The organism is Halomonas sp. OfavH-34-E (genome assembly GCF_024124525.1).
Taxonomy (GTDB): domain Bacteria; phylum Pseudomonadota; class Gammaproteobacteria; order Pseudomonadales; family Halomonadaceae; genus Halomonas; species Halomonas litopenaei.
In genome coordinates this window covers 1-25,669 of the sequence record NZ_JAMXRY010000058.1, presented here as the reverse complement: position 1 = coordinate 25,669, position 25,669 = coordinate 1, and the positions used below count along the sequence as shown (strand labels likewise).

General features: G+C 64.4%; 26 protein-coding genes and 1 pseudogene. 11 read left to right on the top strand and 16 right to left on the bottom strand.

What is annotated here, in order from left to right; translation table 11 throughout:
* Positions 1-6: 6 nt before the first annotated feature.
* Both NH448_RS19885 and NH448_RS19880 read left to right on the top strand, forming a co-directional pair.
* Positions 7-381 carry a Rieske 2Fe-2S domain-containing protein gene (locus NH448_RS19885; RefSeq protein WP_253029290.1) on the top strand — a complete coding sequence of 125 codons (375 nt, stop codon included), beginning with the start codon at positions 7-9 and terminating at the stop codon, positions 379-381.
* A gap of 300 nt (positions 382-681) precedes the next feature.
* A complete protein-coding gene (locus NH448_RS19880) occupies positions 682-900 on the top strand; it encodes a CopG family transcriptional regulator (protein ID WP_253029289.1) in 219 nt (72 codons plus the stop codon).
* Here NH448_RS19880 and NH448_RS19875 read toward each other — a convergent pair.
* Positions 897-1,484, bottom strand: coding sequence for a MarR family winged helix-turn-helix transcriptional regulator (locus NH448_RS19875; RefSeq protein WP_253029288.1), 588 nt, complete (start codon positions 1,482-1,484; stop codon positions 897-899). The genes NH448_RS19880 and NH448_RS19875 overlap by 4 nt on opposite strands.
* A 111-nt stretch (positions 1,485-1,595) precedes the next feature.
* Positions 1,596-2,795: a GGDEF domain-containing protein gene (locus tag NH448_RS19870; RefSeq protein ID WP_253029287.1), complete on the bottom strand. Its 1,200-nt coding sequence runs from the start codon at positions 2,793-2,795 to the stop codon at positions 1,596-1,598.
* A gap of 700 nt (positions 2,796-3,495) precedes the next feature.
* Between NH448_RS19870 and hmgA the strand changes: the two genes are divergently transcribed.
* The 5 genes from hmgA to NH448_RS19845 all read left to right on the top strand — a co-directional run bounded on the left by hmgA (position 3,496) and on the right by NH448_RS19845 (position 9,116).
* Positions 3,496-4,815 (top strand): homogentisate 1,2-dioxygenase, encoded by a 1,320-nt coding sequence (hmgA, locus tag NH448_RS19865; protein ID WP_045993882.1) that lies wholly within the window; start codon positions 3,496-3,498, stop codon positions 4,813-4,815.
* Positions 4,816-4,848: 33 nt separating this feature from the next.
* A complete protein-coding gene (locus NH448_RS19860) occupies positions 4,849-5,871 on the top strand; it encodes a fumarylacetoacetate hydrolase family protein (protein WP_045993881.1) in 1,023 nt (340 codons plus the stop codon).
* 145 nt (positions 5,872-6,016) lie between these two features.
* Positions 6,017-6,652, top strand: a complete 636-nt coding sequence (gene maiA / locus NH448_RS19855) for a maleylacetoacetate isomerase (RefSeq protein WP_045993880.1) — start codon at positions 6,017-6,019, stop codon at positions 6,650-6,652.
* 143 nt (positions 6,653-6,795) lie between these two features.
* Positions 6,796-8,034 (top strand): multidrug effflux MFS transporter, encoded by a 1,239-nt coding sequence (locus NH448_RS19850; RefSeq protein WP_124804515.1) that lies wholly within the window; start codon positions 6,796-6,798, stop codon positions 8,032-8,034.
* 179 nt (positions 8,035-8,213) lie between these two features.
* Entirely contained in the window at positions 8,214-9,116 is a 903-nt protein-coding gene (locus NH448_RS19845; protein ID WP_045993878.1) for a LysR substrate-binding domain-containing protein, read from the top strand.
* 193 nt (positions 9,117-9,309) lie between these two features.
* Here NH448_RS19845 and NH448_RS19840 read toward each other — a convergent pair whose 3' ends face one another.
* The 5 genes from NH448_RS19840 to NH448_RS19820 form a co-directional block, all read right to left on the bottom strand.
* Positions 9,310-10,593, bottom strand: coding sequence for a TRAP transporter large permease (locus NH448_RS19840; protein ID WP_204248973.1), 1,284 nt, complete (start codon positions 10,591-10,593; stop codon positions 9,310-9,312).
* Positions 10,590-11,189, bottom strand: coding sequence for a TRAP transporter small permease (locus NH448_RS19835; protein ID WP_045993858.1), 600 nt, complete (start codon positions 11,187-11,189; stop codon positions 10,590-10,592). The genes NH448_RS19840 and NH448_RS19835 overlap by 4 nt, the downstream gene beginning before the upstream one ends.
* A 47-nt stretch (positions 11,190-11,236) precedes the next feature.
* On the bottom strand, positions 11,237-12,235 hold the full coding sequence (gene dctP, locus NH448_RS19830; RefSeq protein WP_045993857.1) for a TRAP transporter substrate-binding protein DctP: 999 nt from the start codon (positions 12,233-12,235) through the stop codon (positions 11,237-11,239).
* 104 nt (positions 12,236-12,339) lie between these two features.
* On the bottom strand, positions 12,340-13,503 hold the full coding sequence (locus tag NH448_RS19825) for a CaiB/BaiF CoA-transferase family protein (protein ID WP_045993856.1): 1,164 nt from the start codon (positions 13,501-13,503) through the stop codon (positions 12,340-12,342).
* A 76-nt stretch (positions 13,504-13,579) separates the two neighbouring features.
* Positions 13,580-14,524: a hydroxymethylglutaryl-CoA lyase gene (locus NH448_RS19820; protein ID WP_045993855.1), complete on the bottom strand. Its 945-nt coding sequence runs from the start codon at positions 14,522-14,524 to the stop codon at positions 13,580-13,582.
* 486 nt (positions 14,525-15,010) lie between these two features.
* Here NH448_RS19820 and NH448_RS23715 point away from each other — a divergent pair.
* A pseudogene (locus tag NH448_RS23715) lies at positions 15,011-15,100 on the top strand (IS3 family transposase); the annotation flags it as partial.
* 70 nt (positions 15,101-15,170) lie between these two features.
* On the opposite strand, the gene NH448_RS19810 reads toward NH448_RS23715, so the two are convergent.
* Positions 15,171-15,575 carry a hypothetical protein gene (locus NH448_RS19810; protein WP_045993854.1) on the bottom strand — a complete coding sequence of 135 codons (405 nt, stop codon included), beginning with the start codon at positions 15,573-15,575 and terminating at the stop codon, positions 15,171-15,173.
* A gap of 78 nt (positions 15,576-15,653) precedes the next feature.
* The gene (locus NH448_RS19805; protein WP_045993853.1) at positions 15,654-16,550 is read right to left on the bottom strand and encodes a PhzF family phenazine biosynthesis protein; all 897 of its coding nucleotides are present in this window, start codon (positions 16,548-16,550) and stop codon (positions 15,654-15,656) included.
* Between the two features lie 273 nt (positions 16,551-16,823).
* Here NH448_RS19805 and pyrB point away from each other — a divergent pair, with 273 nt between their 5' ends.
* Positions 16,824-17,852, top strand: a complete 1,029-nt coding sequence (gene pyrB / locus NH448_RS19800; RefSeq protein WP_108449436.1) for an aspartate carbamoyltransferase — start codon at positions 16,824-16,826, stop codon at positions 17,850-17,852.
* Between the two features lie 43 nt (positions 17,853-17,895).
* On the opposite strand, the gene NH448_RS19795 is transcribed toward pyrB, so the two are convergent.
* The gene (locus tag NH448_RS19795; RefSeq protein ID WP_253029286.1) at positions 17,896-18,702 is read right to left on the bottom strand and encodes a helix-turn-helix transcriptional regulator; all 807 of its coding nucleotides are present in this window, start codon (positions 18,700-18,702) and stop codon (positions 17,896-17,898) included.
* 116 nt (positions 18,703-18,818) lie between these two features.
* Here NH448_RS19795 and NH448_RS19790 point away from each other — a divergent pair, with 116 nt between their 5' ends.
* Positions 18,819-19,631 (top strand): carbon-nitrogen hydrolase family protein, encoded by an 813-nt coding sequence (locus NH448_RS19790; protein WP_045993850.1) that lies wholly within the window; start codon positions 18,819-18,821, stop codon positions 19,629-19,631.
* Positions 19,632-19,728: 97 nt separating this feature from the next.
* Complete coding sequence (locus NH448_RS19785; RefSeq protein ID WP_045993849.1) at positions 19,729-21,051, top strand: APC family permease; 1,323 nt, start codon at positions 19,729-19,731, stop codon at positions 21,049-21,051.
* A gap of 91 nt (positions 21,052-21,142) precedes the next feature.
* Here NH448_RS19785 and ruvX read toward each other — a convergent pair whose 3' ends face one another.
* The 6 genes from ruvX to NH448_RS19755 all read right to left on the bottom strand — a co-directional run.
* The gene (ruvX, locus tag NH448_RS19780; protein ID WP_045993848.1) at positions 21,143-21,598 is read right to left on the bottom strand and encodes a Holliday junction resolvase RuvX; all 456 of its coding nucleotides are present in this window, start codon (positions 21,596-21,598) and stop codon (positions 21,143-21,145) included.
* Entirely contained in the window at positions 21,598-22,155 is a 558-nt protein-coding gene (locus NH448_RS19775; protein WP_045993847.1) for a YqgE/AlgH family protein, read from the bottom strand. The genes ruvX and NH448_RS19775 overlap by 1 nt, the downstream gene beginning before the upstream one ends.
* A gap of 151 nt (positions 22,156-22,306) precedes the next feature.
* Positions 22,307-23,272: a glutathione synthase gene (gene gshB, locus NH448_RS19770; protein WP_253029285.1), complete on the bottom strand. Its 966-nt coding sequence runs from the start codon at positions 23,270-23,272 to the stop codon at positions 22,307-22,309.
* 119 nt (positions 23,273-23,391) lie between these two features.
* Positions 23,392-24,057, bottom strand: a complete 666-nt coding sequence (locus NH448_RS19765) for a S1-like domain-containing RNA-binding protein (protein ID WP_240184275.1) — start codon at positions 24,055-24,057, stop codon at positions 23,392-23,394.
* 381 nt (positions 24,058-24,438) lie between these two features.
* The gene (locus NH448_RS19760) at positions 24,439-24,783 is read right to left on the bottom strand and encodes a hypothetical protein (RefSeq protein WP_083970522.1); all 345 of its coding nucleotides are present in this window, start codon (positions 24,781-24,783) and stop codon (positions 24,439-24,441) included.
* Positions 24,784-24,929: 146 nt separating this feature from the next.
* The coding region (locus NH448_RS19755; protein WP_253029284.1) for an aldehyde dehydrogenase family protein at positions 24,930-25,669 on the bottom strand (740 nt) is incomplete at its 5' end.

Genomic DNA, 25,669 nt, shown 5'->3' with positions numbered 1-25,669 from the left:
CCCCCGATGACCGACGCCTGGCGCAAGTACAAGAGCGCACCGCCACCCGGGACCACCGTGCTGGAATCGACCAGCCTGGCCCCGGGCGAGAGCCGCTGCCTCAATATCGAGAGCGACAACGGCCGCTTCCCGCTGATCCTCGCCCGCCACGCCGATGGCCGGGTGCACGCCTACGTCAACGCCTGCCCCCATCAGTACCTGCCGCTGGACGGCCGCGGCAGCAACATCCTCAGCCGCGACGGCGAGCTGTTGATCTGTACCCACCACCAGGCCTGCTTCCGTCTCGACAGCGGCGAAGGCATCTCCGGCCCCGCCCAGGGCGAAGCGCTGGACCCGGTACCGGTCGAGGAGGTCGATGGCTGGTGGGTGATCGGGGAGTGAGGGGGGCGAATCTGCCTGTCGCAGTGGCGACTTGACCCTTATCCGCAGTGAGGACCTGCCCTCGATCCCGGCCCCAAGGCCAAGCATGGGATTGGCGCCCTTGATGCACAACGACGCTGGTTTGACCCTCTCCTTATCGAGATCCCCGCCAAGACGCCCGACGAACCTGGATCGCTGGTTATTGGCTCGATCGAAGGCAAGCACTGTTCTGCCGTTGTAACGCCGCGCGACCGGGCTACGCATCATCTCTCTACGGCGTTCGCGGAAGAAAGAGGTGGAGCTCCATGAAAGCCAGGACGCTTGATCAAAAAATTCGATGATGGCGAAGACGTCTCGGAAGCCCTCTCCCCGTCCAGGGCTCGGCGCCCCAACCAGTCACAAGGACGGGGCAACGTCGACTTTCCTGTGTGGATGATCGTGTCTCTCGACGAGGAAGCCAGCCGCCTGGGAGTGACTCGCCAATCGATCATCGAGGTGTGGCTGGCCGAACGCCTGGAGCAGTGCGCGAACAGGCCCTAGCGATCCTGGTCGAGCTCGGGAGAACCCTGCGTCTCCATGGGATCGCCGGAGCGGTCCTGTGACCAGGGGCCACTGCCCTGCTCCAGTCGGTCGAGCTGGCGTTCGAGCTTGCCGATCACGCTTATCAATTGATGACACTCGCCCTGAGAGAGAGCGGCCACCACATCGGCCTCCCATTGCAAGGCATCGGGGATCAAGTCGGCCAGTAAGGCCTGCCCCGCCTCGGTCAGTCGCAGGTGCTGTACACGCTGGTCACTGGGCGAAGGCGTTCTTCGGATCAGACCACGCTCCTCCAGGGCCTGTACGGCCCGAGAAATACGCACCTTATCCATGCGAGTAGCTTGGGCGATCTGCTTGGCCGATAGCTCATCCAGGTGCGACAACCACGCCAGCACTCGCCACTGGGCAATGGTCAACTGGTAACGTTCTGCGTACATCTGCGAAAGCGCCTGACTCAAACGGTCCGCCAGACTGTTCAGCCGGTACGGCAGGAACTGCAAAAGATCCAGATGCGGTACCCCGCTGCTGGTCGGTGTTTCTCGCTTACGCGAGCCCATGGCCTCGTCCCCGTGGTCAGCGTCCATCGCGACAGCGCCACGCCAGCGTGGCACGCCACCATCCGTCACTGACGATAACCGGGAACGCCAGAACCGGCAACGTAGCTCGCGACCTTACCATCAGCATCGCTTTCGCACTCACGCCTGGCTCTCGCGACAGGCTACTACCTGGTCTCTGCCGTCACGCTTGCCGACGTAAAGCGCCTTGTCGGCGCGATGAATCAGCACTTCCAGATTGTCCTCATCGGGCCGGGCTTCGACAATGCCGATGGTAACGGTGACCGCCGCCCCCCTCTCACCCCCCTCAAACGGCAGCGCCAGGTCGGCGACCGCTCGATGCAGACGTTGTGCGACCGGCAAAGCGTCACTCAAGGAGGTATCAGGCAATGCGACCACGAACTCTTCGCCGCCGAAACGCGCGATCAGATCATGGGAACGCAGTGACTCGGCACACACTCGGGCGATCTCCATCAGCACTCGGTCTCCATGACTGTGGCCCCAGGTGTCATTGATGGTCTTGAAGTGATCGACATCCAGCATAAACAGGCTGAAGGGCGCCTGTACTTCCCGGGCAGACTCAAACATGCTCTGGGCCCGCTTCATGAAGTGCCGACGATTGGCGAGACCGGTCAAGGCATCGCGCTCGGCCAGCCGTCTCAACTGACCTTCAAGGGACTGACGATGCGCCATCTCACGAAGCAATTGTCGGTTTTGGTCGCGCTCTTCGCTCAATATCGCGAACTGCTTGCGCTGCAGGCGCTCTACCCGCAGCAAGGTGCAGAACCCGACCGCATTGGCCATGATCAACAACAGCGCCATGCGCAACACATCGACAGGCGAACTGTCGGCAAAGATGGCAGAGGCGCACAGAAAACCGATACCCAGATACAGGCTCGCCATCGCCACCACGGTGAGCAGGTTGGGAATCAGCAGATAAAAGGCCATGGTAGCAACGATGACAGCCATCATCTGCGTCGAAAGGGAGTCTGGACGCAGCGGAACAATCAGGATGATGCCCGTCGCCATAACCCACAACGGCAAAGCATGCAGCCAGAGGCGCTGCGAATAGCTTCCCCATCGACCAATCGCCCAAGCCAGAAAAAGACAGCTACCGACGACGACCACGCGCATGGCCAGCAACAGGTAGAGCTCGCGGCTCTGGCCGACATAAAAGTAATCGGAAATCGAGAACATGCCGAATATCAATGCGGCAAGCATCCAGGCCAGTCGTGACTCGCAGCGCACCCTCGGCTTGATCGCGCGGCGATACCAGGCTTCTCGCTCAGTTTCACGAAACTGTCCAGTTAACCAATGCACCAGATGGGGCATCTTTGCCATCGACACTTGCTGTTCTCCCTGTGCATAGGCTCGACGTCTGATGACCGATGCCCACTACCTTCGTCATGTCGAGATCGAAGGGACTTTTGTCCACTTCACGTTGACGGCGTCTTATTATTTTTTAAACAAACGCTTATATGACTTTAAGATAACTCAATAACACGATGATAACGTTACTTTTCGTGGCAGCACTGCCCAATTCTATGCTTTTCGCGGCAATGGCACAGCGTCTGTCATGCTCTCTCGAAGTCCACTTCACTTGCAGGGAAGTAGCCCCCATCTCGTATTGCGGCCTTCACACCCCGCTGGCTATCACGACGCCGATCCACACTTGCCCAAAGTGGGTGGGCGCAGTCTAGGCGACCTTTCCCCTGCGCTCATACTGTCGCCTGACGCCTTGGGGATAGTGTCTACACCGCACCCAACCGCCAAGTGAAGCTTCGCACCACGGTATTGCTATAGACGTATGTCTTATCCCATCAATCTCATGTTTTTAAAGGGTAAATCAGATACCGGTGGGGTTGGCACCGTCTCTCTAGCGATAAGGCCTGGAATATAGTTTCAAATGAAACTATATTCCAGGCATGCCATAGCGATGATGTGACCGCCTCGACCCGAGCTTTATCACAGGACTCAGTATGCAGTGGGGCGGCGAGCATCCCGACACGACACCTCATCATCCTGAGCGGAGGATTTCCCGATGTCCCGACGTCTCGACCAGACGCCGCTTGCGTATCAAAGCGGTTTTCGTAATCACTTCGCCAGCGAAGCGCTACCCGGCGCCCTGCCTCAGGGGCAGAACTCGCCCCAGCGCTGCGCCTACGGGCTCTACGCCGAGCAGCTCACCGGCTCGGCCTTCACCGCGCCGCGCAGCCATAACCTGAGAAGCTGGCTCTACCGCATCCGCCCCTCGGTGGCCCAGAGCGCCTACCGCCCGCTGGAGCACGGCGGTCTCGCCACCGCACCGCTGTCGCGTCCCGCCGCGGACCCCAACCAGATGCGCTGGGACCCTGCTCCCCTGCCCGAGGCGGCCACCGACTTCATCGATGGTCTTGCCACCATCGCGGTCAATGGCGACGCCGGCACCCAGGCCGGCTGCGGTGTCCATGTCTATGCCTGCAACCAGGACATGACCGAACGCTTCTTCTACAACGCCGACGGCGAACTGTTGATCGTGCCTCAGCTGGGCACCCTGCGCCTGGGCACAGAGTTCGGCGCGCTCGAGGTGGGCAACGGCGAGATCGCGGTGATCCCGCGCGGGGTCAAGTTCCAGGTCCGCATCAGTGAGGGCGACCAGGCCCGGGGCTATGTCTGCGAAAACTACGGCAGTCCCCTGGAGCTGCCGGGGCTCGGCCCCATCGGCGCCAACGGCCTGGCCAACCCGCGCGACTTCCAGTCGCCGGTAGCCGCCTACGAGGACCTCGAGGGCGACTTCGAACTGGTGGCCAAGTTCTCCGGGGCTCTGTGGGCGACCCGGCTGGACCACTCGCCGCTGGACGTGGTCGCCTGGCACGGCAACGTGGCGCCCTACAAGTACGACCTGGCCAACTTCAACACCATCAATACGGTCAGCTTCGACCATCCGGATCCTTCGATCTTCACCGTGCTGACGTCGGCGTCGGACACCGAGGGCATGGCCAACATCGACTTCGTGATCTTCCCGCCGCGCTGGATGGTGGCCGACAACACCTTCCGCCCGCCCTACTTCCATCGCAACCTGATGAGCGAATTCATGGGCCTGATCCACGGCGAGTACGACGCCAAGGCCGAAGGTTTCCTGCCTGGCGGCGCCAGCCTGCACAACTGCATGTCGCCCCACGGTCCCGACGCCGAGACCTTCGAGAAGGCCTCCGACGCCAGCCTCGAGCCTCAGTATCAAGGGGCGACCCTGGCCTTCATGTTCGAGAGCCGCTACGTCTTCCAGCCTACCGAAAAGGCGCTGGCCGCCGATTTCCGCCAGCGCGACTACGTGGATGTGTGGAAGGGACTCAAGTCCCACTTCGATCCGACGCGGCCCTGACCGACCTCTGCTTTGACCACAAGGAACCCTCTGATGAAACTGGCCACCCTCAAGAGCGGACGCGACGGCGAGCTGATCGTCGTCTCCCGCGACCTGACCCACGCCGTACGCGTGCCGCAGATTGCCACCACCCTGCAACAGCTCGTCGAAGACTGGGACGAGCTGGCCCCGCGCCTTGAAGATATCTACCAGCGCCTCAACGACGGCGCCGCCGAGGAGGCCTTCGAGCTCGATCTTCAAGCGCTGCACTCGCCGCTGCCGCGTACCTATCACTGGGCCGACGGCTCGGCCTATCTCAACCATGTGCAACTGGTGCGCCAGGCGCGCAACGCCGAGATGCCGGAGACCTTCTGGACCGACCCGCTGATGTACCAGGGCGGCGGCGACAGCTTCATCGGTCCCTACGACGATATCGAGGCGGTCAGCGAAGACCACGGCATCGACTTCGAGGGCGAGATCGCGGTGATCACCGACGACGTGCCGATGGCGGTGAGCCCCGAACAGGCAGCCGGCCACATCAAGCTGCTGATGCTGGTCAACGACGTCAGTCTGCGCGGCCTGATCCCCGGGGAGCTGGCCAAGGGCTTCGGCTTCTTCCAGGCCAAGCCGGCCTCGAGCTTCTCGCCGATCTGCGTCACCCCGGACGAACTGGGCGAGGCGTGGAAGGATGGCCGCGTGCACCTGCCGCTGACGGTCCATCTTAACGGCGACAAGTTCGGCGAGCCCGAGTCCGGCCCGGACATGATCTTCAACTTCCCGCAACTGGTGGCCCACGCCGCCCGCACCCGCTACCTGGGCGCCGGCGCGGTGGTCGGCTCCGGCACCGTGTCCAATCCGGATCCGAATGGCGGTCCCGGAAAGCCGGTGGCCGACGGCGGCGTCGGCTACAGCTGCCTGGCCGAGGTACGAATGGTCGAGAAGATCCTGCACGGCGACAGCAAGACGCCCTTCCTGCGCTTTGGTGACCGGGTGCGCATCGAGATGTTCGACAAGGCCGGCCAGAGCATCTTCGGCGCCATCGACCAGCGGGTGGTGAAGTACCAACCCAAGGACTGAGCCAGCCCCCTCAAGTCCTGGGGCTGACGTCCACCACCGTCGACACCTCGGCCCTCGACGCCCGCCGTCCCCGGCGGGCGTCCCGCCACCGCTCGGGCCGCCACACGAGCATCTGGCCCGCCCCCGCCAATTTCTGGAACCTGCCATGCAACTCTACGGTTACTTTCGCTCTTCGGCGGCCTATCGCGTGCGCATCGTCGCCAATCTAAAGGGCATCACCCTCGACCATCACCCGGTCAATCTGGTCAAGGGCGAGCAGCGTGATGCCGACAATCTGGCGCGCAATCCCCAGGGCCTGGTGCCGACCCTGGTCACCGACCAGGGACAGGCGCTGACCCAATCCCTGGCGCTGTGCGAATACCTCGACGAGCGCTACCCCGAACCGCCGCTGCTGCCCGGCTCCGCCGAGCATCGGGCGAAGATCCGGGCGCTGGCCCAGGCCGTCGCCTGCGAGATCCACCCGCTGAACAATCTGCGGGTGCTCAAGCACCTGACCGGCGAACTCGGACTATCGGATGACGCCAGGCTCGCCTGGTACCGCCACTGGGTAGCAACGGGGCTGACCGCCGTCGAGGCGATGCTTGAGCACACCATGGGCGACTTCTGCGTCGGCAATGAGCCGACCCTGGCCGACGTCTGCCTGATACCCCAGGTGTTCAACGCCGAGCGCTTCGAGTGCGACCTCGTGCCCTTTGCGCGAGTGCGCGCGGTATCGGAGCGAGCGCGAGCGCTGCCGGCCTTCGACAAGGCGGCACCGGGTGTTCAGCCAGACGCTGTCTGAGATCGGCTAGAATAAGCCGACTAAGGAAACACTGACGGAACGATGTCTGCCTCCAAGCAGCAGCATCGACACCGCGAAGGGAGCGCTTTTCGCGCTCCCTTCGCCTTCCCTGACCCAACCGTCACTGACACAAGGAGTTGCGCGTGCTGAACCCGACCTCCCGCGCCACCGTGGCCCTGCTGGCGGCGCTGACCGCCCTGGGCCCCCTGGCCACCGACATGTACCTGCCGGCCATGCCCGCCATGCGCGAGGCGCTGGGCACCGGAGCCGATCAGATCCAGCTGACCCTGTCGCTGTATCTGATCGGCTTCGCCATGGCGCAGCTGCTGTGCGGTCCGCTGTCCGATCGCTTCGGACGCAAGCCGGTGCTGGCACTCGGGATGGGGGTCTTTCTGCTGGCGAGCCTGGTCTGCGCCTTCGCGCCGAATATCGAGACGCTGCTGGTGGCGCGCTTCTTCCAGGCGCTGGGAGGCTCGGCGGGGCCGGTGCTGGGCCGCGCCGCGGTGCGCGACATCCACGGCCCCTTCGAGGCCAGCCGCATCCTCTCCTACATGGCCAGCGTCATGGCACTGGCCCCGGCGCTGGCCCCGGTGGTCGGTGCGGGGCTACTGGTGTGGTTCGGCTGGGACGCCATCTTCCTGCTGCTGGCGCTCTACGCCGCCGCCATGCTGGGGCTGATCGCGATGATGCCCGAGCCGCTGCCGCGGGACCGGCGCCAGTCGATCAAGCCCTCGGCGCTGGCCATCACCTTCCGCTCGCTGCTCGGCCAGCGCGACTTCGTCGGTTATACCCTGGCCAACGCCGCTGCCTTCTCCGGTCTGTTCGCCTTTCTGTCGGGTTCGTCGTTCGTGCTGATCGACTACATGGGGGTCAGCCCCGACGTCTACGGCTACCTGTTCGCCGCCATCGTGCTCGGTTTCTTCATCGGCTCGCTGACCAGCGCCAAGCTCAGCCGTCGCCGCAGCCGCCACCAGCTGCTGGTCGCCGCCAGCCTGATCGCCGCCCTCGGCGGCTCTGCCATGGCACTGCTCGCGCTGGCCGGCGTGCATACCCCCTGGGCGGTCATCGGCCCCCACATGGCCTACATGATCGGCTTCGGCATCATCATGCCGCAGACCATGGGCGGCGCCCTGGCACCCAACCCCCACTGCGCCGGCTCAGCCTCGGCGCTGTTCGGCTTTATCCAGATGAGCATCGCCGCCGGTGTCGGCGCCCTGGTCGGACAGTTCCACGACGGCACCTCCCACAGCATGGCCATCGCCATCGGCCTGTCCGGCGTGCTGGCGCTGATCTGCTACCACTTTATCGTCACCGACAAGGGCGACCTGGAAGCGCTGGCAGCATCGGCCGAGGACTCGAGTCAGGGCAGGACCTCGGCCTGACATCGAAAAAACCGTGGTAAATAAAAGGGCTGTCAGGCGGACGTGCCAGACCGATACCGTCAAGACCACGCGAAGGAGCCTCCAGCAGGCCTCGCCAAGACTCGCTATAGTCGATCCATCCAGCTGCAATGTGCAGCGTCGTTACCTGGATCCATTTCGTCCCTGACAGGCCAGAGCCGATGCGACATTTCGATCCCCAATCCCTGGCACTGTTCATCGCCGTGTGCGACCAGGGCAGCATCGCCGCCGCCGCCGAGCAGATGGCCATCGTCCCCTCGGCCATCAGCAAGCGCATGACGGCGCTGGAGGATCAGGTGGGGGTCCGCCTGCTGATCCGCCGCAAGCGCGGCGTGGTGGTGACACCGGCCGGTGAGGTGATGCTGCGTGCAGCTCGCGAGACGCTCTCTTCGATGGAGCGCCTGCAGGCTGAATTAAGTGAATTCAGCCATGGCCTGCAGGGCAACCTTCGTATCCTCGCCAGCCTGTCGGCGGTGTGCCAGTTTCTGCCGAGCCAGATCAGTCAGTTCATGAAAGAGCACCCCCGGGTTCAGGTGAATCTGGAGGAAAAGATCAGCGCGCTGATCACCCGTGGCATCGAGGAAGGCCGAGCCGATATTGGACTGTGCTGGGAAAACGCCCGCACCCACCACCTGCACCATCGCCACTACCACACCGACCAGCTCGGTCTGGTGGTCAAGCCGGACCACCCTCTGGCCGAGCGACATCAGCTGCGCTTCGAGGAAACGCTCGCCTACGACCATGTAGAGATTTTACCCGGCAGCCTGGTCAGTCTGACCCTGCAACGCGAGGCGACTCTGTTGGGGCGGGCGATTCGCTTTCGCGTCCATGTCACCACCTTCGACGCGACCTTTCGCATCGTCGATTCGGGTCTGGCGGTGGCGGTGGTGCCCATGGACGCCGCCGGTCTCTACGCCAAGGCCATGGACATTCGTGCGATTCCCCTGGTCGACGAATGGGCCACCCGACGCTTCGTCGCCTTCGTCCGCGACCTCGACGCCCTGAGCGCCCCCGCCCGCCACCTGTTCGACTACCTGACCGAGTCAGCCTCGTCGTCGCCTTAGGGCTTGTCTGAAAAGTGCCTGCGCTCGGTAATACGGCGTTAAAAATCGGCTGGTGCGCCAGCCCGGTCAAAATGCTCATTTACACCCCGTAAACTGCGCTTTCTCACCGATTTTTGCCTTGTCTAACCTTCGCTCGTCGACTTTTCGGACAGCGCCTAATGCTGACCAGCAACCTATGCCGCGTGTCTCCGGCTCAAGGCCCCAAGTCCAGCATGGTCCCGGGCAACCACAGCGCCAGGCCTGGAAAGACCATCACCAGAGCCAGGCCCAGCAGCATCAACACCACGAAGGGCAGTGAGCCGCGGATGATCTGACCAATCGGCGCCTCGGTAACCGCCTTGATGGTGAAGAGGTTCATGCCCACCGGCGGGGTGATCATGGCCAACTCCAGGTTGATCACCAGCATGACGCCGTACCAGATGGGGCTGATATCAAGCAGCGTCAGCGCGGGTAGCACCACCGGTGAGGTGATCAGGATGATGGCGATGGACTCGAGAAACATGCCGAGCACGAAGATCAGTGCCATCATCGCCAGCAGGAAGCCGAAGGTCCCCATCTCCATGGTCGATACCAGACCCACGATCTGTTGAGGAATCATCAGCTTGGTCAGGGCATGGCTGAAGACTGCGGCGCCGGCCAGAATCATGAACAGCATGGCCGAGGTACGGCTGGCATCTATGGCCGACGCCCAGATCTGCCGGAGCCCGACGGTGCGGTAGATCAGGCTGCCGACCGCCAGCGCCAGCAGCGCCCCTACCGCCGCCGCTTCAGTGGCCGTGAACACGCCCACGTACATGCCGCCGAGCACCAGGGTCGGCAAGGCCAGCGCCCAGCCGGAACCACGAATGGCGACCAGCGCCTCCTTGAGGCTGGCTCTGGGTTCGCGCTGACGGTGGCGCTGCTGAAAGGCGGTGGACAGCATGAAGATCAGCGCCAGCATCAGCCCCGGGATCAGTCCGGCCATGAACAGCCCACCGATCGAGGTATCGGTGGCCACGCCGTAGATGATCATCGGCCCCGAAGGCGGAATCAGGATGCCCAGGGTGCCCCCGGCGGCCACAAGCCCGTAGGCGACCTTGGGGTCGTAGCCGAAACGGATCATCTGCGGTATCGCCACGGCGCCAATGGTCAGCGCCGTAGCCACGCTCGACCCGGAAATCGCAGAGAAGATCATGCAGGCCAGGATGGTGGCGATACCGACGCCTCCCGGCATATGCCGCGTCAGGGTATAGGCCGTGTTGTAGAGGTCATCGATGATCCGCGCACGAATCATGATATGGGCCATATAGGCGAACAGGGGGATGGCCAGCAGCACGTAGAGGCTGATCTTGTGAAAGATGACCTCGGAAACCCCGACCACCCCGGCCCCGGAGCCAATCAGCAGCCCGCCACCGAACAGCGACAGCCCCGCGAAGATGGGTAGCCCGGTGAACAGCAGCAGCACCAGACCCAGCAGGATGGCAGCGACCGACATCATGAGCGCACCTCCCTGGCATGGCTGTCGTCAGCGTCCACGACGACGAAGGCCTGTCCTCCTCCGGCCAGGCGCAGCAGCGACTCCAGCGCTACCATGGCAAGCATTACCCCACCGAAGGGGATCATCAACTGCAGCAGGTACAGCGGCACCTGCACGTAGCCGATGGTGGTCATGCCCAGCATTTTCGAGAACATCGCCGTCTGCCAGCCGTCGATGATCAGAAACAGCGCGACCACCAGCACCGCCACCATCGACCAGGCCTGAACCCAGCGTCGGCGTCCCTGTCCCAGGCGTTCGGTCATCAAGTCGACGCTGAGGTGTCGTCCCTCGCGCAGCGCTGAGGCGGTAGCGCACATGACGATCCCCACCAGCACGAAGGTGACCACGTCATCGATCCATAGCGAAGGACTTCCCAACAGATAGCGGGCGATGACCGAATAGCCGATCAGCAGCATGGCGACCAGTACGCCCAGCGCCGATACCGCCATGAACAGGGTGGTCAAAGCCGCGACCACCGGCGATAGGCGGCGGCAAAGGCGCGCCGCTCGATTGTCGAAACAGGGCTCGGTGGAGCCGGTTGATGTCTCGATAGGCATGTCACTCTCCTTTCCGGCGGTGGGCGTCTGCCTCGCCGAAGGCCGTGTCAGCGTTGTTCGATCAGGTCCAACAGTTCCTGCCCGCGAGGAGTTGTCTCGAGGAAGGCAGCGATAACTGCCGGTCGCATAGCCTCTCCCAGAACCCGCTGCTGCGCGTCGTCGAGCAGCGTGATCTGCATGCCGCTGTCTTCCAGCCGCGTGATCTGTTCCGAGAAGATGCCTTCGGAGCGCGGCAGCAATTGTTGCTCGGCACGCTCCAGCGCCGACGTCACCACGCCCTTCAGCTCATCCGGCAGCTCGCTCCACCAGCGCGGGTTGACGATGATGTTCTGGTACACGGTGATCAGGTTGGTGCCCACGCCATAGGCCTGCACCTCGAAATAGCGGCGAGCGTAGACGGCACTAGCGCTGCTCATGGCGGCGTCGATGACCCCTGTCTGGAGCCCCTGATAGACCTCAGAACCAGGCATGGTCGACGGAGAGGCGCCCATGGCGATCAGACCGGCGTCGAAGACCTTGCTGAGGCCACGAATCTTGATGCCCTGAAAATCGTCAGGCTCCTCCAGCGGCGCCTGAGCCGAGGTGTAGACAAGATTGTTGGCGTCCACCAGCCAGGCGAGATTGGTCACGCCCTTTTCAGCCAGACGTTGATCGAGCCAGGCGGCGGCCTCGGAGTCGGCGAAGTTCTCCAGGTCCTGCGGATGAGTGATCAGGTAGGGAATATTGAATACCTGCATCTCGGGGATGGTCCCTCCCCACAGCAGGTTGAGCATCGATGCGGCCTCGATCTGTCCGCGAGCCACCGCAGCGTGGAACTGGGTCGGCCCATACAGTTGCGCCCCGCCGAAGATTTCGACTTCGAGGTGCCCGTCGCTGCCTGCCTCGACCTCACTGGCGAAGGACTCGAGGGCCTGGGCGACATGATGGGATGCCGGCAACTGATGGGCGAGACGCAAGGTGTAGTCGGCGGCCAGCGACGCATCGGAAGCCCCGAGCAAGGCGATGGCAGCGGCCAGGGTGGTCAGGCGTAGACGATGGATAGTCATGGCTGGGCTCTCTTTGTTGTGGTTTAGCCTTGTCTTGCTGTGCTTCGTGCAAAAGCGTCTGGTTCGCTGCCAGACCTCGCGGCAGGTAAACAACCGCAGGCAGATCACAGCGATCGGTCGGTAGCGAGGCCGAGCTTTCCCAGCACCTCCTGGGTATGCTCACCGATACGGGCCAGCGGCATCCGCACCTGGGGGCGCTTGCCGCCCATCAGCAGCGGCAGCAGCACGGTCTGGGTAGTTCCCTCCTCGTCGTTGGCAAGTGGCACAAGCCCACCGCTGGCCCTGAGGTGGGGGTCATCGAGCAGCTCGTCGGGCCGGGTGATCGGTGCGTAGGGCAGACCGGCCTGATCCAGCCGGCGGCTGACATCTTCGATTTCCAGTTGCGCCAGGGTCTCGCCGAGGGCATCGAGCAGATCGCGGCGTACCGGCAGTCGCTGCTCGTTGGTGGCCAGCGCCGGATCATCCCGCAGGTCTTTCCGACCCAGCACTTCACACAGCTGAACCCACTGCTTGTCGCTGACCGCACCGATGAAAAGCTGTTCGCCCCTGGCCAGCGTAAAGACGTCGTAAACGGTCCATGGCGACACCCTGGAGGGCATCGGCGGCGGCACCTCTCCCGACATCGCGGCCTGCTGCATATGCGAAGCACTGAGAAAGACGCAATTCTCGAAGAGCGCGCTCTGAATTTCCTGGCCGCGCCGAGTGTGGCCTCGCTCCATCAAGGCAGCCAAGACACCGATGGCGCCAAACATGCCGCCCATGATGTCGTTGACCGAGGCGCCGGCACGAAGCGGGCGACCCTCCGGGCCCGTCATGTACGCCAGGCCCCCCATCATCTGCACCACCTCGTCGAGAGCCAGGCGGTTGTCGTAGGGGCCTGGGAGAAAGCCCTTGTGAGACACGTAGATCAGCTCGGGATAGCGCGCCGAAAGGCTGGCGTAGCCGAATCCGAGTCGCTCCATGAGGCCTGGACGAAAGTTCTCGATCATCACATCGGCGTCTTCCAGCAAGGCATGCAACGCCTCCCGGCCGGCATCCGACTTGATGTCCAGCACCACGCTCTTCTTGTTGCGGTTGTAGGTTCGAAAGAACCCCATGCCCACACCACTCATCCTGCGGGTCTTGTCGCCGCAAGGTGGTTCGATCTTGATGACCTCGGCGCCGAGATCGGCAAGGATCAAGCCACAGGTCGGGCCCATCACCATATGGCTGAATTCAATAACCTTGATGCCCGATAGCGGCAGACGAGCGTCGTTAGCAGTTGTCATGTCGAGGTCCTTGGCGACGCCCTGCGTAAGCAGAACGAGTGGAAGAATAGTGATCGCAGCACAACGGCGAGGAAGGCTAGGCCAGCGACGACGAAGCGGAGCAAAAGGTTCTTGGCAAGCCCGCCCGCCAAAGGGTTCCATGGGTGGTTTCACCGTCCAGCCAGCCGACGAGATCGGCGCGCAGGTCAAGCAGCCTGTCGATGTCGACACCGGTAGCCAGCCCCATGGCTTCGAGCATGAAGACCAGGTCTTCGGTGGTGGTGTTGCCACTGGCACCTGGGGCGTGGGGGCAACCGCCGATGCCGGCCAGCGAGGCATCGAAACGGGTGATGCCGGCATCGAGAGCGGCCGTGGTGTTGGCCAGGGCAAGGCCCCGGGTATCGTGAAAATGCGCTCGCCAGAGCGCATCGCCGGCCAGTTCTCGAGCCGCGACAAACAACTCTCGAACCCCACGTGGGTCGGCGTAGCCCACCGTGTCGGCCAGACTGACCCGCTCGGCACCTGCCGCCAGCGCGGCTTCCATCAGCCGGAGCACTTCATCTCGCGGGACGTCCCCCTGCAGGGTGCAGCCAAAAGCGGTACCGATCCCCACTTCGATCAGGATGTCGCTCGCCGCTGCGTCGCGCGCTTCACGGATCCGCGCCACTTCCTCGATCATCGCATCCGGCGTCTTGCGCACATTGGCCAGGCTGTGCGCATGGCTGGCCGACAGCGGCAGCAGCATCAAGTCCGCGCCACTGGCGATGGCCAACTCAGCACCCTTCAGGTTTGGCACCAGCACCGTGACAAACAGCGCCTCCAGCGTCCTGGCGAACGCCACCAGCTCAGCGGTATCGGCCAACTGGGGCATCAGCCGAGGAGGCACGAAGGAGCCCACCTCGATTTCTCTCAGTCCAGCGTCGTAGGCAGCCTGAATCCAGGCGAGCTTGCGCTCGGTGGGCAGCGTCATGGTGAGGCTTTGCAGGCCATCACGCAGGCCAACCTCACTGATGATGGCAGGGCGGTTCGAAGGGGAAGACATGAGGATCTCCGGGAAGTCGTCGTGTTACAGCGACTCTAGGAGCCTCCTCAGACAGGCAACAGTGCACGATCCTCAAGCGAAACATTCCCAAAAGGAACGCATTTTTAATTAATACTTATTTTTCAATCAATAAGACGCCGGAAGGTCGGCCTCTTAGTAGCTTTTCAGCTACGACTTTCGTCGCTCACCCTTAGACCAATGGCGCACCCATTTTTCCCACCATGGGCCATGTCCGCCGCGATAAAGGGCGCTAACCTGCACCGAAACCTGAAGACGTTTTCGTCCCTTTTTACTGTCACCGTTCCTGTGTGGAACGGCATATCTGAGGACAACGACAGCGTACCTTTTCGAGACATGACCGCGATGTGCTAGGTCGGTGTCCACCCAGGCCAGGCGCCCCATCCTGCGATCCTCGGCATACAACACCGCCACCTGTCACCGATCTAGGTCGTCAGTCCCCCCTGTCTCGGCGAAGGCGGTCAGGGCATCCATTACTTAAACCACGAATGCCTCAAGCTGAAACTAAAAGGCCTGAGCCCCGCACAGTACAGGACTCAGGCCTTGGGCATCGGCTGAATGAACTGTCCAACTATTGGGGATCAGTCCAGTCTTCAGACGGGGCCGCTGCCGTTCCAGAGGAACGTATCTACTGACGCCAGGCGCGCACGAACATCCAGGTGCCGAGGCCCCAGGCGCCGTTGACCATAAAGCCGATGGGGAAGATCGCCGGGTCGATGCCGCGCCCCTTGAGCGGGAACACCACCAGCATGGCCACCAGGGTCAGGGCGATGCCGCCGAACAACCCTGCCTTCCACCAGCCCCCCTGATCGATCCGCCTGAGCGCGAACACCAGCATCATCACAAGCCCCCAGACGCCGCCCCAGAAGCTTGCCGAGAACCAGGCCGGCACGCCCAGGGGGGCAGCGGGTGAGGTGGAATAGGGGGCAAAGGGGATCACCCCGTAGGCGTGCAACAGCCCCACTACCGGCTGGTGGAAGCACAGCACGGCGAGAAAGCCGGCAACGAAGGCCAGGACCAGATGACGGGTCATGCAAGACTCCAGAAAGTGCAGTGACTGGGTGGTAAAGGCACGAGCTTCGGTAACGCCTCGATCACCAAGGACGATGCCTCAGTCACGAGGATAGAGACCGCCCTCGCCCATCAGCACCGCCTGCCCGGCGATCTCGACGCTGACCTTGCCCTTGTCGTCCCGAGTGGCGCGGGCATGGATCTGGCTTGGGCGGTGCATCGCCTCGCCCTGGTGGATGCGCCAGTTGTTGCCCTGGCTCTTCGACTGCTGTCCCAGAAATCCCGCCAGCGCCGCCGCCGCGCTGCCGGTGGCGGGGTCCTCGACAAAGCTGCCGGCGTGGCGCGAGAACATGCGTGCGTGAATCTCGCCGGATTCCTTGGCCTCGCGCACATAGAAGTAGACCTGCTCCACGGCGCTGGGTGACACGTGGCGCTGCCAGGCTTCGCCATCGAGCGCCAGCCGCGCCAGCGCCTGGACGTTGACCAGTTCGACCAGATGAAACGGTAGCCCGCAGGAGGCCTGGACCGGGTCCGCGGCGACGTCATCGAGCTCGAGCCCGGCCAGCTCCGCTGCGCTGGACTGGCCCAGCGTGCTGGTGCCGACCTCCGGCGCGCGCGCCATCTTGAAGCGTGCCAGGTCGCCCTCATAGGTCACCTTGAGCGGCCCGCCAGCCAGATCCAGAATGACCGGGCTATCGGCGCTGACCTCGCCAGCATGCACCAGCCCCTGGGCGGCGATCAGATGGGCCACGCCAATGCTCGGATGGCCGGCAAACGGCAGCTCGCGGTGAGGAGTGAAGATACGTACCGGAAAATGCCGGCTCGCCTGGGCCCGCCCGACGAAGGCCGTCTCGGCCAGGTTCAGCTCGTTGGCGATGGCCTGCATGCGCTCCCCCGCGATACCGTCGGCGTCGAGAAACACCGCCAGTGGATTCCCGGCGAACGGTTGGTCGGTGAACACATCGAGCAGGTAGTAGCGGGTCAGGGACGGCAGCATAGGCGGCTCCACTTGGACTTGGTAGACCAGGGCCAGGCTACATGCGCCCGACACCGGTGGCGCCTTCCAGCATAGAGGCCCCGGCGTCCACCTTGCCAGCGCGCGAACGAGCAAACCCCTCTACGGCAAAGTCAACGCTAGAGCGTTGGCAAGCATCCGTCACCGCCTTTACGGCCTCCCTAATCTGATGAGGGGCACGGCAAGCGCTCTTCGAGGCTGAACTCAGTGTGCACCAGCGGTACACTAGCGCCCGTTCCCACTGCCGAGGCCGCCGTGATGTCCCACCTGCTCTCCATCGACTCCCTGTCCCGCGACGATATCGATCACCTGATGCGGGTGGCGGCCACCATGGAACCCGTCGCCCAGCGACGCAAGGTCACCCGGGTGCTGGAAGGCGCGGTGCTCGGCAACCTGTTCTTCGAGGCCAGCACCCGTACCCGCGTCAGCTTCCACACCGCCTTCTCGCGGCTCGGCGGCAGCGTCTGCGACACCACCGGCTTCACCTTCTCGTCGATGGCCAAGGGCGAATCGCTCTACGACACCAGCCGCGTGATGGCCGGCTACTGCGACGCCATCGTCATGCGCCACCCGGACCAGGGCTCGGTGGCCGAGTTCGCCAGCGCCACCCATGTGCCGGTGATCAACGCCGGTGACGGCCCCGGCGAGCACCCGAGCCAGGCGCTGCTGGACTTCTACACCATCGACAAGGAATTCAGCCGCCAGGGCAAGACCCTCAAGGGTGCCCACGTGCTGATGACCGGCGATCTGAAGTACGGCCGTACGGTGCACTCGTTGATCAAGCTGCTGGCGCTCTACGCGCCCATGCGCGTGACCCTGGTGGCGCCGCCGGGGCTCGAGATGCCCAACCACCTGATCGAGCGGGTCAGCCGCCAGGGCCTGGACGTGGAGGTACGCGAGAGCCTGGCCGGTGACTTCTCCGATGTCGACGTGGTCTACACCACCCGCATCCAGAAGGAGCGCTTCACCGCCGAGATGAGCGAAGGCTTCAACCTGTCGCGGGACTTCACCGTCCACCGCGCCTTCATGGACAGCCGCTGCAACCCGTCCACCATCATCATGCACCCGCTGCCCCGGGACAGCCGCCCGGAGGCCAATGATCTGGACGTCGACCTCAACGGCGACCCGCGCCTGGCGATCTTCCGCCAGACCGACAACGGCATTCCGGTGCGCATGGCGATCTTCGCCACCCTGCTCAAGGTCGAGCACCTGATCGAACGCGACCTGCGCGACGTGCCCTGGTTTGTGCCGGGTAGCGTCGGTGTCGACGACGCCAAGTTCTAGCTGCGGCGGTGCCAGGCGGGAGCCTGGCGCCGGCGCCACAGGCTCAGGGGCGCTCCTGCCAGAAGCGCGAGAACAGCTCGGCCTGGGTGTTGATCCCGAGCTTGGCGTACAGGTGCTTCTTGTGGACCCTGACGGTCTCCACCGAGATGGACAGGCGTCGGGCGATCTCCTTGGTCGACCCGCCGCCCAGCATCAACTGGCTCACCTCGCGCTCGCGATCGGTCAGCCCGAAGCGGGTCGCCGTCTCTTCGACGCCACCTCGGTGCGGATGCCAGGGGTGTGGGCCGGGCGTCTCGCCGCAGCGCTCGAAGTGCATGCGCAGTCGCATCAGCTCACCGAGCCAGGGCTCGACCAGCTGCAGCAGGCCGATTTCGCTGTGCAGGAAGGTTCGGGTGGAACCCAGCGACAGGCACAGGGTACGACCAGCGCCCAGTGACCGATTGATCTGCACCTCGTCACTGACGATATTGCGCCGGAAGTAACGCCGGTAGTACTCGGTCGCGGTGAACCGTGCCGGGGCCACGTCATCCAGCGTTACCAGGCCATCGAGGCCATTGTCACGGGCGGCGACATAGAAGGGATCCAGCAGATACAGGCCGCGCTGGTAGTCCTCGAACAGGCCTTCATCGGCGCCGTCGTCCTCGTCGCTTTCGGCCAGGATGGTCGGCGGCTGGTCGGCGTGGAAGACCAGCGCCACCCAGGTGTTGTAGACGATGTGGCGCGCCAGGGTGCGGCTGACGGCCTCCCAGAAGTCTTCACTTTCCAGGCGTGCCAGCAGGCGCGCGAAGTCGCGATGCCAGCCCATCGCCTCGAGCATTCCCGTGGTTCCTTCCTCACTGTTCTGCGACATCTGACGGCGCCTCACCCTATGGGGGTAACCCTGCCATGGAATAGGCAGCCTCGGTGAATAGAGGATACTGACATTCTATAAAACGCCAACCGACAACAACGGCTGTGGAGTCTTCCATGCAGATAGCCCTGGCACAACTTCCCGGCATCGAGGGAAACATCGAGGCCAACCTGGACGCCGCCCTGAGCACCCTGGAACGCCACGGCGACCAGGTGTCGCTGGTGGTCTTTCCCGAAACGCATCTCAGCGGCTTCGCCGAACAAGACCACGTCGACGATCGTGCCCTGGCGCTCGATGGCCCGGAGGTGGCTCGTCTGATCCAGGCCAGCCGTGACCACGACTGCGCCCTGGCCATCGGCCTGCTCGAGCGGGCCGCCGATGGTGTCTACAACACCACGCTACTGATCACCCCGGAAGATGGCATCGCCCTCACCTATCGCAAGACCCACCTGTGGCCCGATGAGCGGGAGCTGGTCGGCCTGGGCCAGCGCATCGGTGTCACCCGCTGGCGCGGGCTGACCCTGGGGCTGATGATCTGCTACGACATCGAATTCCCCGAGACCGCACGGGCCCTGGGCGCGCTGGGCACCGACCTGATGCTGGTGACCAACGGCAACATGGACCCCTACGGCCCGGTACACGCCCGCGCCGCCCAGGCCCGCGCCCAGGACAACCAGTGCTTTGTCGCCATGGCCAACCGCTGCGGTGAGGGCGCCGGCCTGACCTTCGCCGGCCACAGCGCGGCGTATTCGCCGCTTGGCGAGACCCTGTTCGAGGCCGATCGCGACGCGGGGGTCCACCTGGTATCGCTCGACCTCGAGCTATTGAATCGTGCCCGGCGGGACTATGACTACCTGGCCGATCGACGCGTCTCGCTGGACCTTCAGCGCGACGACGACTCGCGAGGCCCCGGTTTCCGCCTCATCTGACCCGGCCTTCCTGACCATGATTGCCTGACCATGTTTGCCTGGCCATGGTTGCCTGACCCGACTGTCCATCACCAACAACCATAACGCGAGCCCCAAGATGTCTCACTCCAAGCCCCAACTCGGCCTGTGGCAGGTCGTTCTATTCGGCCTTGCCTACATGACACCGATCATCGTCCTCGGCACCTTCGGCGTGCTGGCGGTGGTCTCCGAAGGCGCGGTATCCGGCGCCTACGCGGCGGCACTGATCGCCATGCTGTTCACCGCCCACAGCTATGGCCGCATGGCCAGCGCCTACCCGGTGGCCGGCTCCGCCTACGCCTATGTGCGCCACGCCATCAACGATCGACTGGGTTTCATGGCCGGCTGGGCCATCCTGCTGGACTACCTGTTTTTGCCCATGGTGATCTGGCTGATCGGTGCCGCCTATCTGCACTCGGCCTTTCCGTCCGTGCCGGTGCCGGTGTGGCTGATCGCCTTTATCGCGGTCACCACCTTCATCAATATCATCGGCCTCAAACTAGCGAGCCTGGTCAACAGCGTGCTGATGCTGGTTCAGGTGCTGGTGATCGCCGCCTTCGTCGCCCTGGCGGTGCACTACGTGCTCGGGGACCCCAGCCAGCCGCTGTGGAGCCTGACGCCCTTCCTCGGCAGCGCCGACAGCCCCCAGATGCCACTGCTGATGGCGGGCGCCGCCGTCGCCTGCTACTCCTTTCTCGGCTTTGACGCGGTGACCACCCTGACCGAGGAGACCCGCGACGCCGAGCGGACCCTGCCCCGTGCCATCCTGCTGATCACCCTGCTGGGCGGCCTGATCTTCATCCTGGTGTCCTACTTCGTGCAGCTCGCCGCGCCGGGCTACGAGTTCGCCAATGCCGACGCCGCCGCCTACGAGATCGCCCGCAATATCGGCGGAGACGTCTTCGTCTCGATCTTTCTGATCGGCCTGGTCGTCGGCCAGTTTGCCTCCGGCATCGCGGCCCAGGCCAGCGGCTCGCGACTGCTTTACGCCATGGGCCGCGACGGCGTCCTGTCGACCCGCCTGCTTGGGCGCCTGGGACGCTTCGGCACGCCTACCGGTGGCCTGATACTCAGCGGCGTGGTGGCGCTGCTGGCGTTGACCATGGACGTGCTCTCGGCGGCCTCCTTCATCAACTTCGGGGCCTTCCTGGCCTTCGCCCTGGTCAACCTGTCGGTGATCGCCCACTACTACATCAAGCAGGGCCGACGCGGCCTGGCCGACAGCCTGTACTTCCTCGTCGCGCCGACCATCGGTCTGCTGGCGATCCTGTGGCTGATGGCCAGCCTGGACCGCTCCGCACTGATGCTGGGCGGGATCTGGCTGGCCTGCGGCCTGGCGTGGCTGGCCTGGCTGACCCGCGGCTTCCGCCAGGCGACACCGGAGCTAAGCCTGGAGGGCTGAACCTGCCTGGGTCGATTGCCCCGAAAAAAGCCCGAGGCCTTGGCCTCGGGCTTTTTGGATGCTTCACAAGTTCGGTGCAACAGTGGCGACCTCAGCGGCTCGGCAACCCTTCCTCCCGGGCAAAGAAACCTTCCAGGATCAGCACCGCGGCGATGCCGTCGACACTTTCCTTGCGGTAATTTCCCCCGTGTCCCTGCTCCCGGGCGATGGCCTTGGCCTCCCGGGTGGTGCCGCGCTCGTCGAACATCTCGCACTCGACCCCGTAGCGGCCAAACAGCCGCTTGCCGAACTTGCGCGCGCGGGTGCTCATCTCGCTCTCGCTGCCGTCCATGTTGAGCGGCAGGCCGACCACAAAACGGTCGGGCTGCCACTCCTCGACCAGCGCGCTCACCCGTTGCCAATCGGGAATGCCATCCCGGGCCGGCAGCGGCTCGAGCTCCCTGGCGCTGCGCAACAGCTCGTTGCCCACCGATACGCCGATGCGCCGGGTGCCGAAGTCGAAGGCCAGGATCAGGCGCTCGCCCGGCTCACGCTTGCGACTGGCCATCAGCCGTGCCCGGCCTCGCGGGTCATCAGGTTCAAGTCGATCCCGAGGATCCCGGCGCTGGCCGACAGGCGCTGCTCCGGCGGCGTCTCGAACAGCACGTTGGCGCGGCCTTCCACGGTCAGCCAGGCGTTGTCCATCAGCTCGTTCTCGAGCTGACCGGACTCCCAGCCGGCGCAGCCCAGGCACACCAGAAAGCGCTCGGGGCCCTCGCCCTTGGCCAGCGCCTGGAGCATGTCCATGGAGGTGGTCAGGGCGATATCGTCGGTCACCTGGATGCTCGAATCCCAGGGTTCGGCGGAGCCCGAGTGCAGGATAAAGCCACGATCCTTGTGCACCGGGCCACCGTAGTACACCGGGGCCTGGGCGTTGGCCGCTTCTTCCACGCTGATCTCGAGCTGTTCGAACAGGGCGTCGAGGGTCAGATCGGTGGGCTTGTTGACGATCACGCCCATGGTGCCGTTCTCGTCGTGGTCGCACAGGTAGCTGAGCGTCCCGGCGAAGTTCGGGTCTTCCAGATGGGGCATGGCCATCAGGAAATGGTTCTTCAAGCTTTGCATGTGACTCCCAGGCGGTCTTGCGCGCCGTCCAGATGCGTGGCCAGGCCTCAGGGCGAGTCGTCGCCCCGACGGCCCGGCAGGATGCCCCCAGTGTACCATCCGGGGGCATGGCGCTCAGTGACTGTGGGGAAAACTCGACGTGATCGAAGGTCTAGCCGCGCGCCACCAGGCGACGCTCGATGGCGTCCATCAGCAGGCCGGCGATGTCTGTGCCGCGCTGGTCATCGATCTCGCGTACGCAGGTCGGGCTGGTGACATTGATCTCGGTGATGTAGTCACCGATCACGTCGAGCCCGACGAACATCAGGCCCTTCTCCTTGATCACCGGTTTGACCTGCTCGACCAGCCAGTAGTCGCGATCGGTCAGCTCGCGGCTGACGCCGCGACCGCCGGCGGCCAGGTTGCCGCGGGTCTCGCCGGCGGACGGAATCCGCGCCAGACCAAAGGGCACCGGTTCGCCGTCCACCAGCAGGATGCGGGTGTCGCCGTCCTTGATCTCGGGAAGGAAACGCTGAGCCATGATCTGGCGACGGCCGCGTTCGGTCAGGGTCTCGATCACCGCCCCCAGGTTCCGCCCCTCGGGGCCGATGTGGAAGATGCCGCTGCCACCCATGCCATCCAGCGGCTTCAAGATGACGTCGCCGTGCTCGGCCTGGAAGGCGCGGATCTCGCTGTCGCGACAGGACACCAGGGTCGGTGTGCAGCACTGCGGGAACTGCTGGGCGAACAGCTTTTCGTTGCACTCGAACAGCGGCCGGGTCGGGTTGACCACCAGCACGCCCTCGCGCTCGGCGAAGGCCAGCAGATGCACGGCGTTGAGGAAGTGGCCATCCACCGGCGGGTCCTTGCGCATCAGGATGACGTCGAGCTCCGCCAGCGGCCGCGACTCGACCTCACCCAGGTCGAACCAGTGCTGTGGGTCGCGGTGGACCTGCAGCGGGCGCTGGTGGGCATAGGCGCGGCCTTCCTTGAGGAACAGGTCTTCCTGTTCCATGTAGCAAAGCGACCAGCCGCGATCCTGAGCGGACCACAGCATGGCGAGACTGGTGTCTTTCTTGTAGGTCAGCTGGTCGATGGGGTCCATCACCACGCCGACACGAAGGGGGCGATTGGTCATTCGGGGGTCGTCCGCTAGCGGTAGATGCCGTCAAGTATGCCCGACACCCCAGGCACCACCAAGGTCAGTCGCTGTCGGCCGCTTGCCTACACCCGGCGACACGCCGATTCAGACTCACTTCAGTCGCCGTCGCCGTCGCTGGTCGCGGTGGCGCCTGAGTCCCTGGGCGCCAGGCGCACCCCGCTGTCCTCGATGATGATCAAGCGTCGCTTGTAGAGCCGACCGATGGCCTGCTTGTAGGCATTCTTGCTGACGCCCAGGCGCGCCTTGATCTCGGCGGCCTGACTCTTGTCCGACAGCGGCAGGTAGCCGCCAGCGTCGCGCAGTGCCTTGAGCACCTGTTCGCCGACCACGTCCAGACGGGCCGAGCCCGGCGGCAGTAGCGACAGGTCCAGCCGGCCATCCTCGCGCACCCGCTTGACGTAGCCTGTCAGGCGCTGGCCGCGGCGCAGCGGGCGGCTGATCTCATCGTGATAGATCAGCCCCCAGCAGCGGTGATCGACCACCGCCTTGACCCCCAGGTCGGTGGTGTCGGCGATAACCAAGGCGACCTCATCGCCGGCACGATGGTCATCGCTGTGATCGGTGATGTAGCGCTCGAGACGCTGGGAGGCCACCGGCCGCCCGCTGCGGTCCTCGCTGACCTTGACCAGTACACGCCGGCCCACGGCCGGCGTCAGGCGCTGTTCGCTGAGTGGCAGCAGCAGGTCACGCTCGTGGCCCCAGTCGAGAAAGGCGCCGAAGTCGGTGACCTGCACCACCCGCAGATCCGCCACCTCACCCATGGCGACCTTGGGTGAGCCGTGGCCCTGACGAGATCGTCCCGACGAGGTCGACCGCGAGGACTTGCCGGCAGCACTTCGAGAGCGGCTGTTCGCAGGGTCGTTCGAGGCGCTGTTCGAAGAGCGATGCGAAGACGGCTTGTCATTGCTGGAGCGCGGTGGTGTACCACGACGGCGGGAATCTGACATGGGGAGGGGTTCCACAAGAATGTGCAGCCCCATTATGGCGACTGCCGCGGGCATATGATACCGCCCGCGGCACTTGCCTTGCTGACACCTGCAAGCTGACGCCTGCAAGCTCACACCCGCAAGCTCGCACCTACAAGGTCAGGTCCACAGACGGCCTGTACCCTGCCTTTGAGACGAACGCCTGTGCAACGACGCTCAGGTCGGCCAGCTGGGCCCTCGCTTGCTCAACCGCCGGGTGTTGGAGGATGTCTTGCGCCCCAACGGTTTGATCGCCGCCGTCAGCACCTGGTCGGGGCTGCGGCCACTGATCGCCGCCCGCTGGGCGGCCATGGCGGCCTGGGTAAAGGCCGTCATCTTCTCGGTGACCATGCGCAGGTCCTCGCCGGGAGCCACCGACCAGAACCCTTTCATCCCCATCAGTCGCATGCCGATCACCATCTGGGCCTCGACCAGCATCTGGGTCATCTTCATCCCCATCATCCAGTAGCCAAGGGGCGTACCCCATTGAGCCATCGGGGAGGCTGCACGACGTCTCGCCATCATCCTTCTCCTTCATCAGCGGGCAGGAATACCCATTTCAGGGTAGTTGGGTAGACGCTATCCCTTACAAGCTACTCGATCCGGGCGCCCAGCGCTCACCTCAATGACGGTGATTTTCTTCATCGACAGCGACTGATGGGAAAGGCTCAGCTCTCGCGCTTGCCATCCACCAGGCGGCTGACGTTCAGCGGGTTGCCGTCCTTGAGCGCCTGCGGCAGCAGGGCATCCGGCAGATTCTGATAGCACACCGGGCGAAGGAAGCGGTGGATGGCGGCGCTGCCGACCGAGGTGGTGCGCGAGTCAGAGGTGGCCGGATAGGGGCCACCGTGGACCATGGCGTGGCACACCTCGACCCCGGTGGGCCAGCCGTTGGCCATCACCCGACCGGCACGCCGCTCGAGGATCGGCAAAAGGCCACGGGCCGCGTCGATGTCGCCGTCGTCCATCTGCAGGGTCGCGGTCAGCTGGCCCTCGAGGCCCTCGGCCAGTGCCTTGACCTCGTCCAGGTCGGCACACTCGACCACCAGCGAGGTCGAACCGAATACCTCGGCCTGCAGCGCCTCATCATTGAGGAAGTCGCTGGCCTTGGCCACGAACAGGCCGGCCTGGCACTGGTTGGGTCCGTCGCCCTGGGGGCCGCGCGCCACTTCACGGGCCTTGTCGCTGCCGCCCAGGGTGTTGACGCCCTGGGTGTAGGCGTCGTGGATGCCCGGCGTCAGCATGGTCTGTGCACCGGCACCCTTGACCGCTTCGGCGGCGGCCTCGACGAAGCCGTCGAGCGCCTCGCCCTTGACCGCGATCACCAGCCCCGGGTTGGTGCAGAACTGGCCGGCCCCCATGGTCAGCGAGCCGACGAAGGCCTCGCCCAGCTCCTTGCCACGGGCCT

Bases quoted from the DNA above. Each gene is read 5' to 3' on its own strand.
- NH448_RS19885 (WP_253029290.1), top strand. From the start codon at position 7: ATGACCGACGCCTGGCGCAAGTACAAGAGCGCACCGCCACCCGGGACC.
- NH448_RS19875 (WP_253029288.1), bottom strand. From the start codon at position 1,484: ATGGACGCTGACCACGGGGACGAGGCCATGGGCTCGCGTAAGCGAGAA.
- NH448_RS19870 (WP_253029287.1), bottom strand. From the start codon at position 2,795: ATGGCAAAGATGCCCCATCTGGTGCATTGGTTAACTGGACAGTTTCGT.
- hmgA (WP_045993882.1), top strand. From the start codon at position 3,496: ATGTCCCGACGTCTCGACCAGACGCCGCTTGCGTATCAAAGCGGTTTT.
- NH448_RS19860 (WP_045993881.1), top strand. From the start codon at position 4,849: ATGAAACTGGCCACCCTCAAGAGCGGACGCGACGGCGAGCTGATCGTC.
- maiA (WP_045993880.1), top strand. From the start codon at position 6,017: ATGCAACTCTACGGTTACTTTCGCTCTTCGGCGGCCTATCGCGTGCGC.
- NH448_RS19845 (WP_045993878.1), top strand. From the start codon at position 8,214: ATGCGACATTTCGATCCCCAATCCCTGGCACTGTTCATCGCCGTGTGC.
- NH448_RS19840 (WP_204248973.1), bottom strand. From the start codon at position 10,593: ATGATGTCGGTCGCTGCCATCCTGCTGGGTCTGGTGCTGCTGCTGTTC.
- NH448_RS19835 (WP_045993858.1), bottom strand. From the start codon at position 11,189: ATGCCTATCGAGACATCAACCGGCTCCACCGAGCCCTGTTTCGACAAT.
- dctP (WP_045993857.1), bottom strand. From the start codon at position 12,235: ATGACTATCCATCGTCTACGCCTGACCACCCTGGCCGCTGCCATCGCC.
- NH448_RS19825 (WP_045993856.1), bottom strand. From the start codon at position 13,503: ATGACAACTGCTAACGACGCTCGTCTGCCGCTATCGGGCATCAAGGTT.
- NH448_RS19820 (WP_045993855.1), bottom strand. From the start codon at position 14,524: ATGTCTTCCCCTTCGAACCGCCCTGCCATCATCAGTGAGGTTGGCCTG.
- NH448_RS19810 (WP_045993854.1), bottom strand. From the start codon at position 15,575: ATGACCCGTCATCTGGTCCTGGCCTTCGTTGCCGGCTTTCTCGCCGTG.
- NH448_RS19805 (WP_045993853.1), bottom strand. From the start codon at position 16,550: ATGCTGCCGTCCCTGACCCGCTACTACCTGCTCGATGTGTTCACCGAC.
- NH448_RS19795 (WP_253029286.1), bottom strand. From the start codon at position 18,702: ATGTCGCAGAACAGTGAGGAAGGAACCACGGGAATGCTCGAGGCGATG.
- NH448_RS19790 (WP_045993850.1), top strand. From the start codon at position 18,819: ATGCAGATAGCCCTGGCACAACTTCCCGGCATCGAGGGAAACATCGAG.
- NH448_RS19785 (WP_045993849.1), top strand. From the start codon at position 19,729: ATGTCTCACTCCAAGCCCCAACTCGGCCTGTGGCAGGTCGTTCTATTC.
- ruvX (WP_045993848.1), bottom strand. From the start codon at position 21,598: ATGGCCAGTCGCAAGCGTGAGCCGGGCGAGCGCCTGATCCTGGCCTTC.
- NH448_RS19775 (WP_045993847.1), bottom strand. From the start codon at position 22,155: ATGCAAAGCTTGAAGAACCATTTCCTGATGGCCATGCCCCATCTGGAA.
- gshB (WP_253029285.1), bottom strand. From the start codon at position 23,272: ATGACCAATCGCCCCCTTCGTGTCGGCGTGGTGATGGACCCCATCGAC.
- NH448_RS19765 (WP_240184275.1), bottom strand. From the start codon at position 24,057: ATGGGTGAGGTGGCGGATCTGCGGGTGGTGCAGGTCACCGACTTCGGC.
- NH448_RS19760 (WP_083970522.1), bottom strand. From the start codon at position 24,783: ATGGCGAGACGTCGTGCAGCCTCCCCGATGGCTCAATGGGGTACGCCC.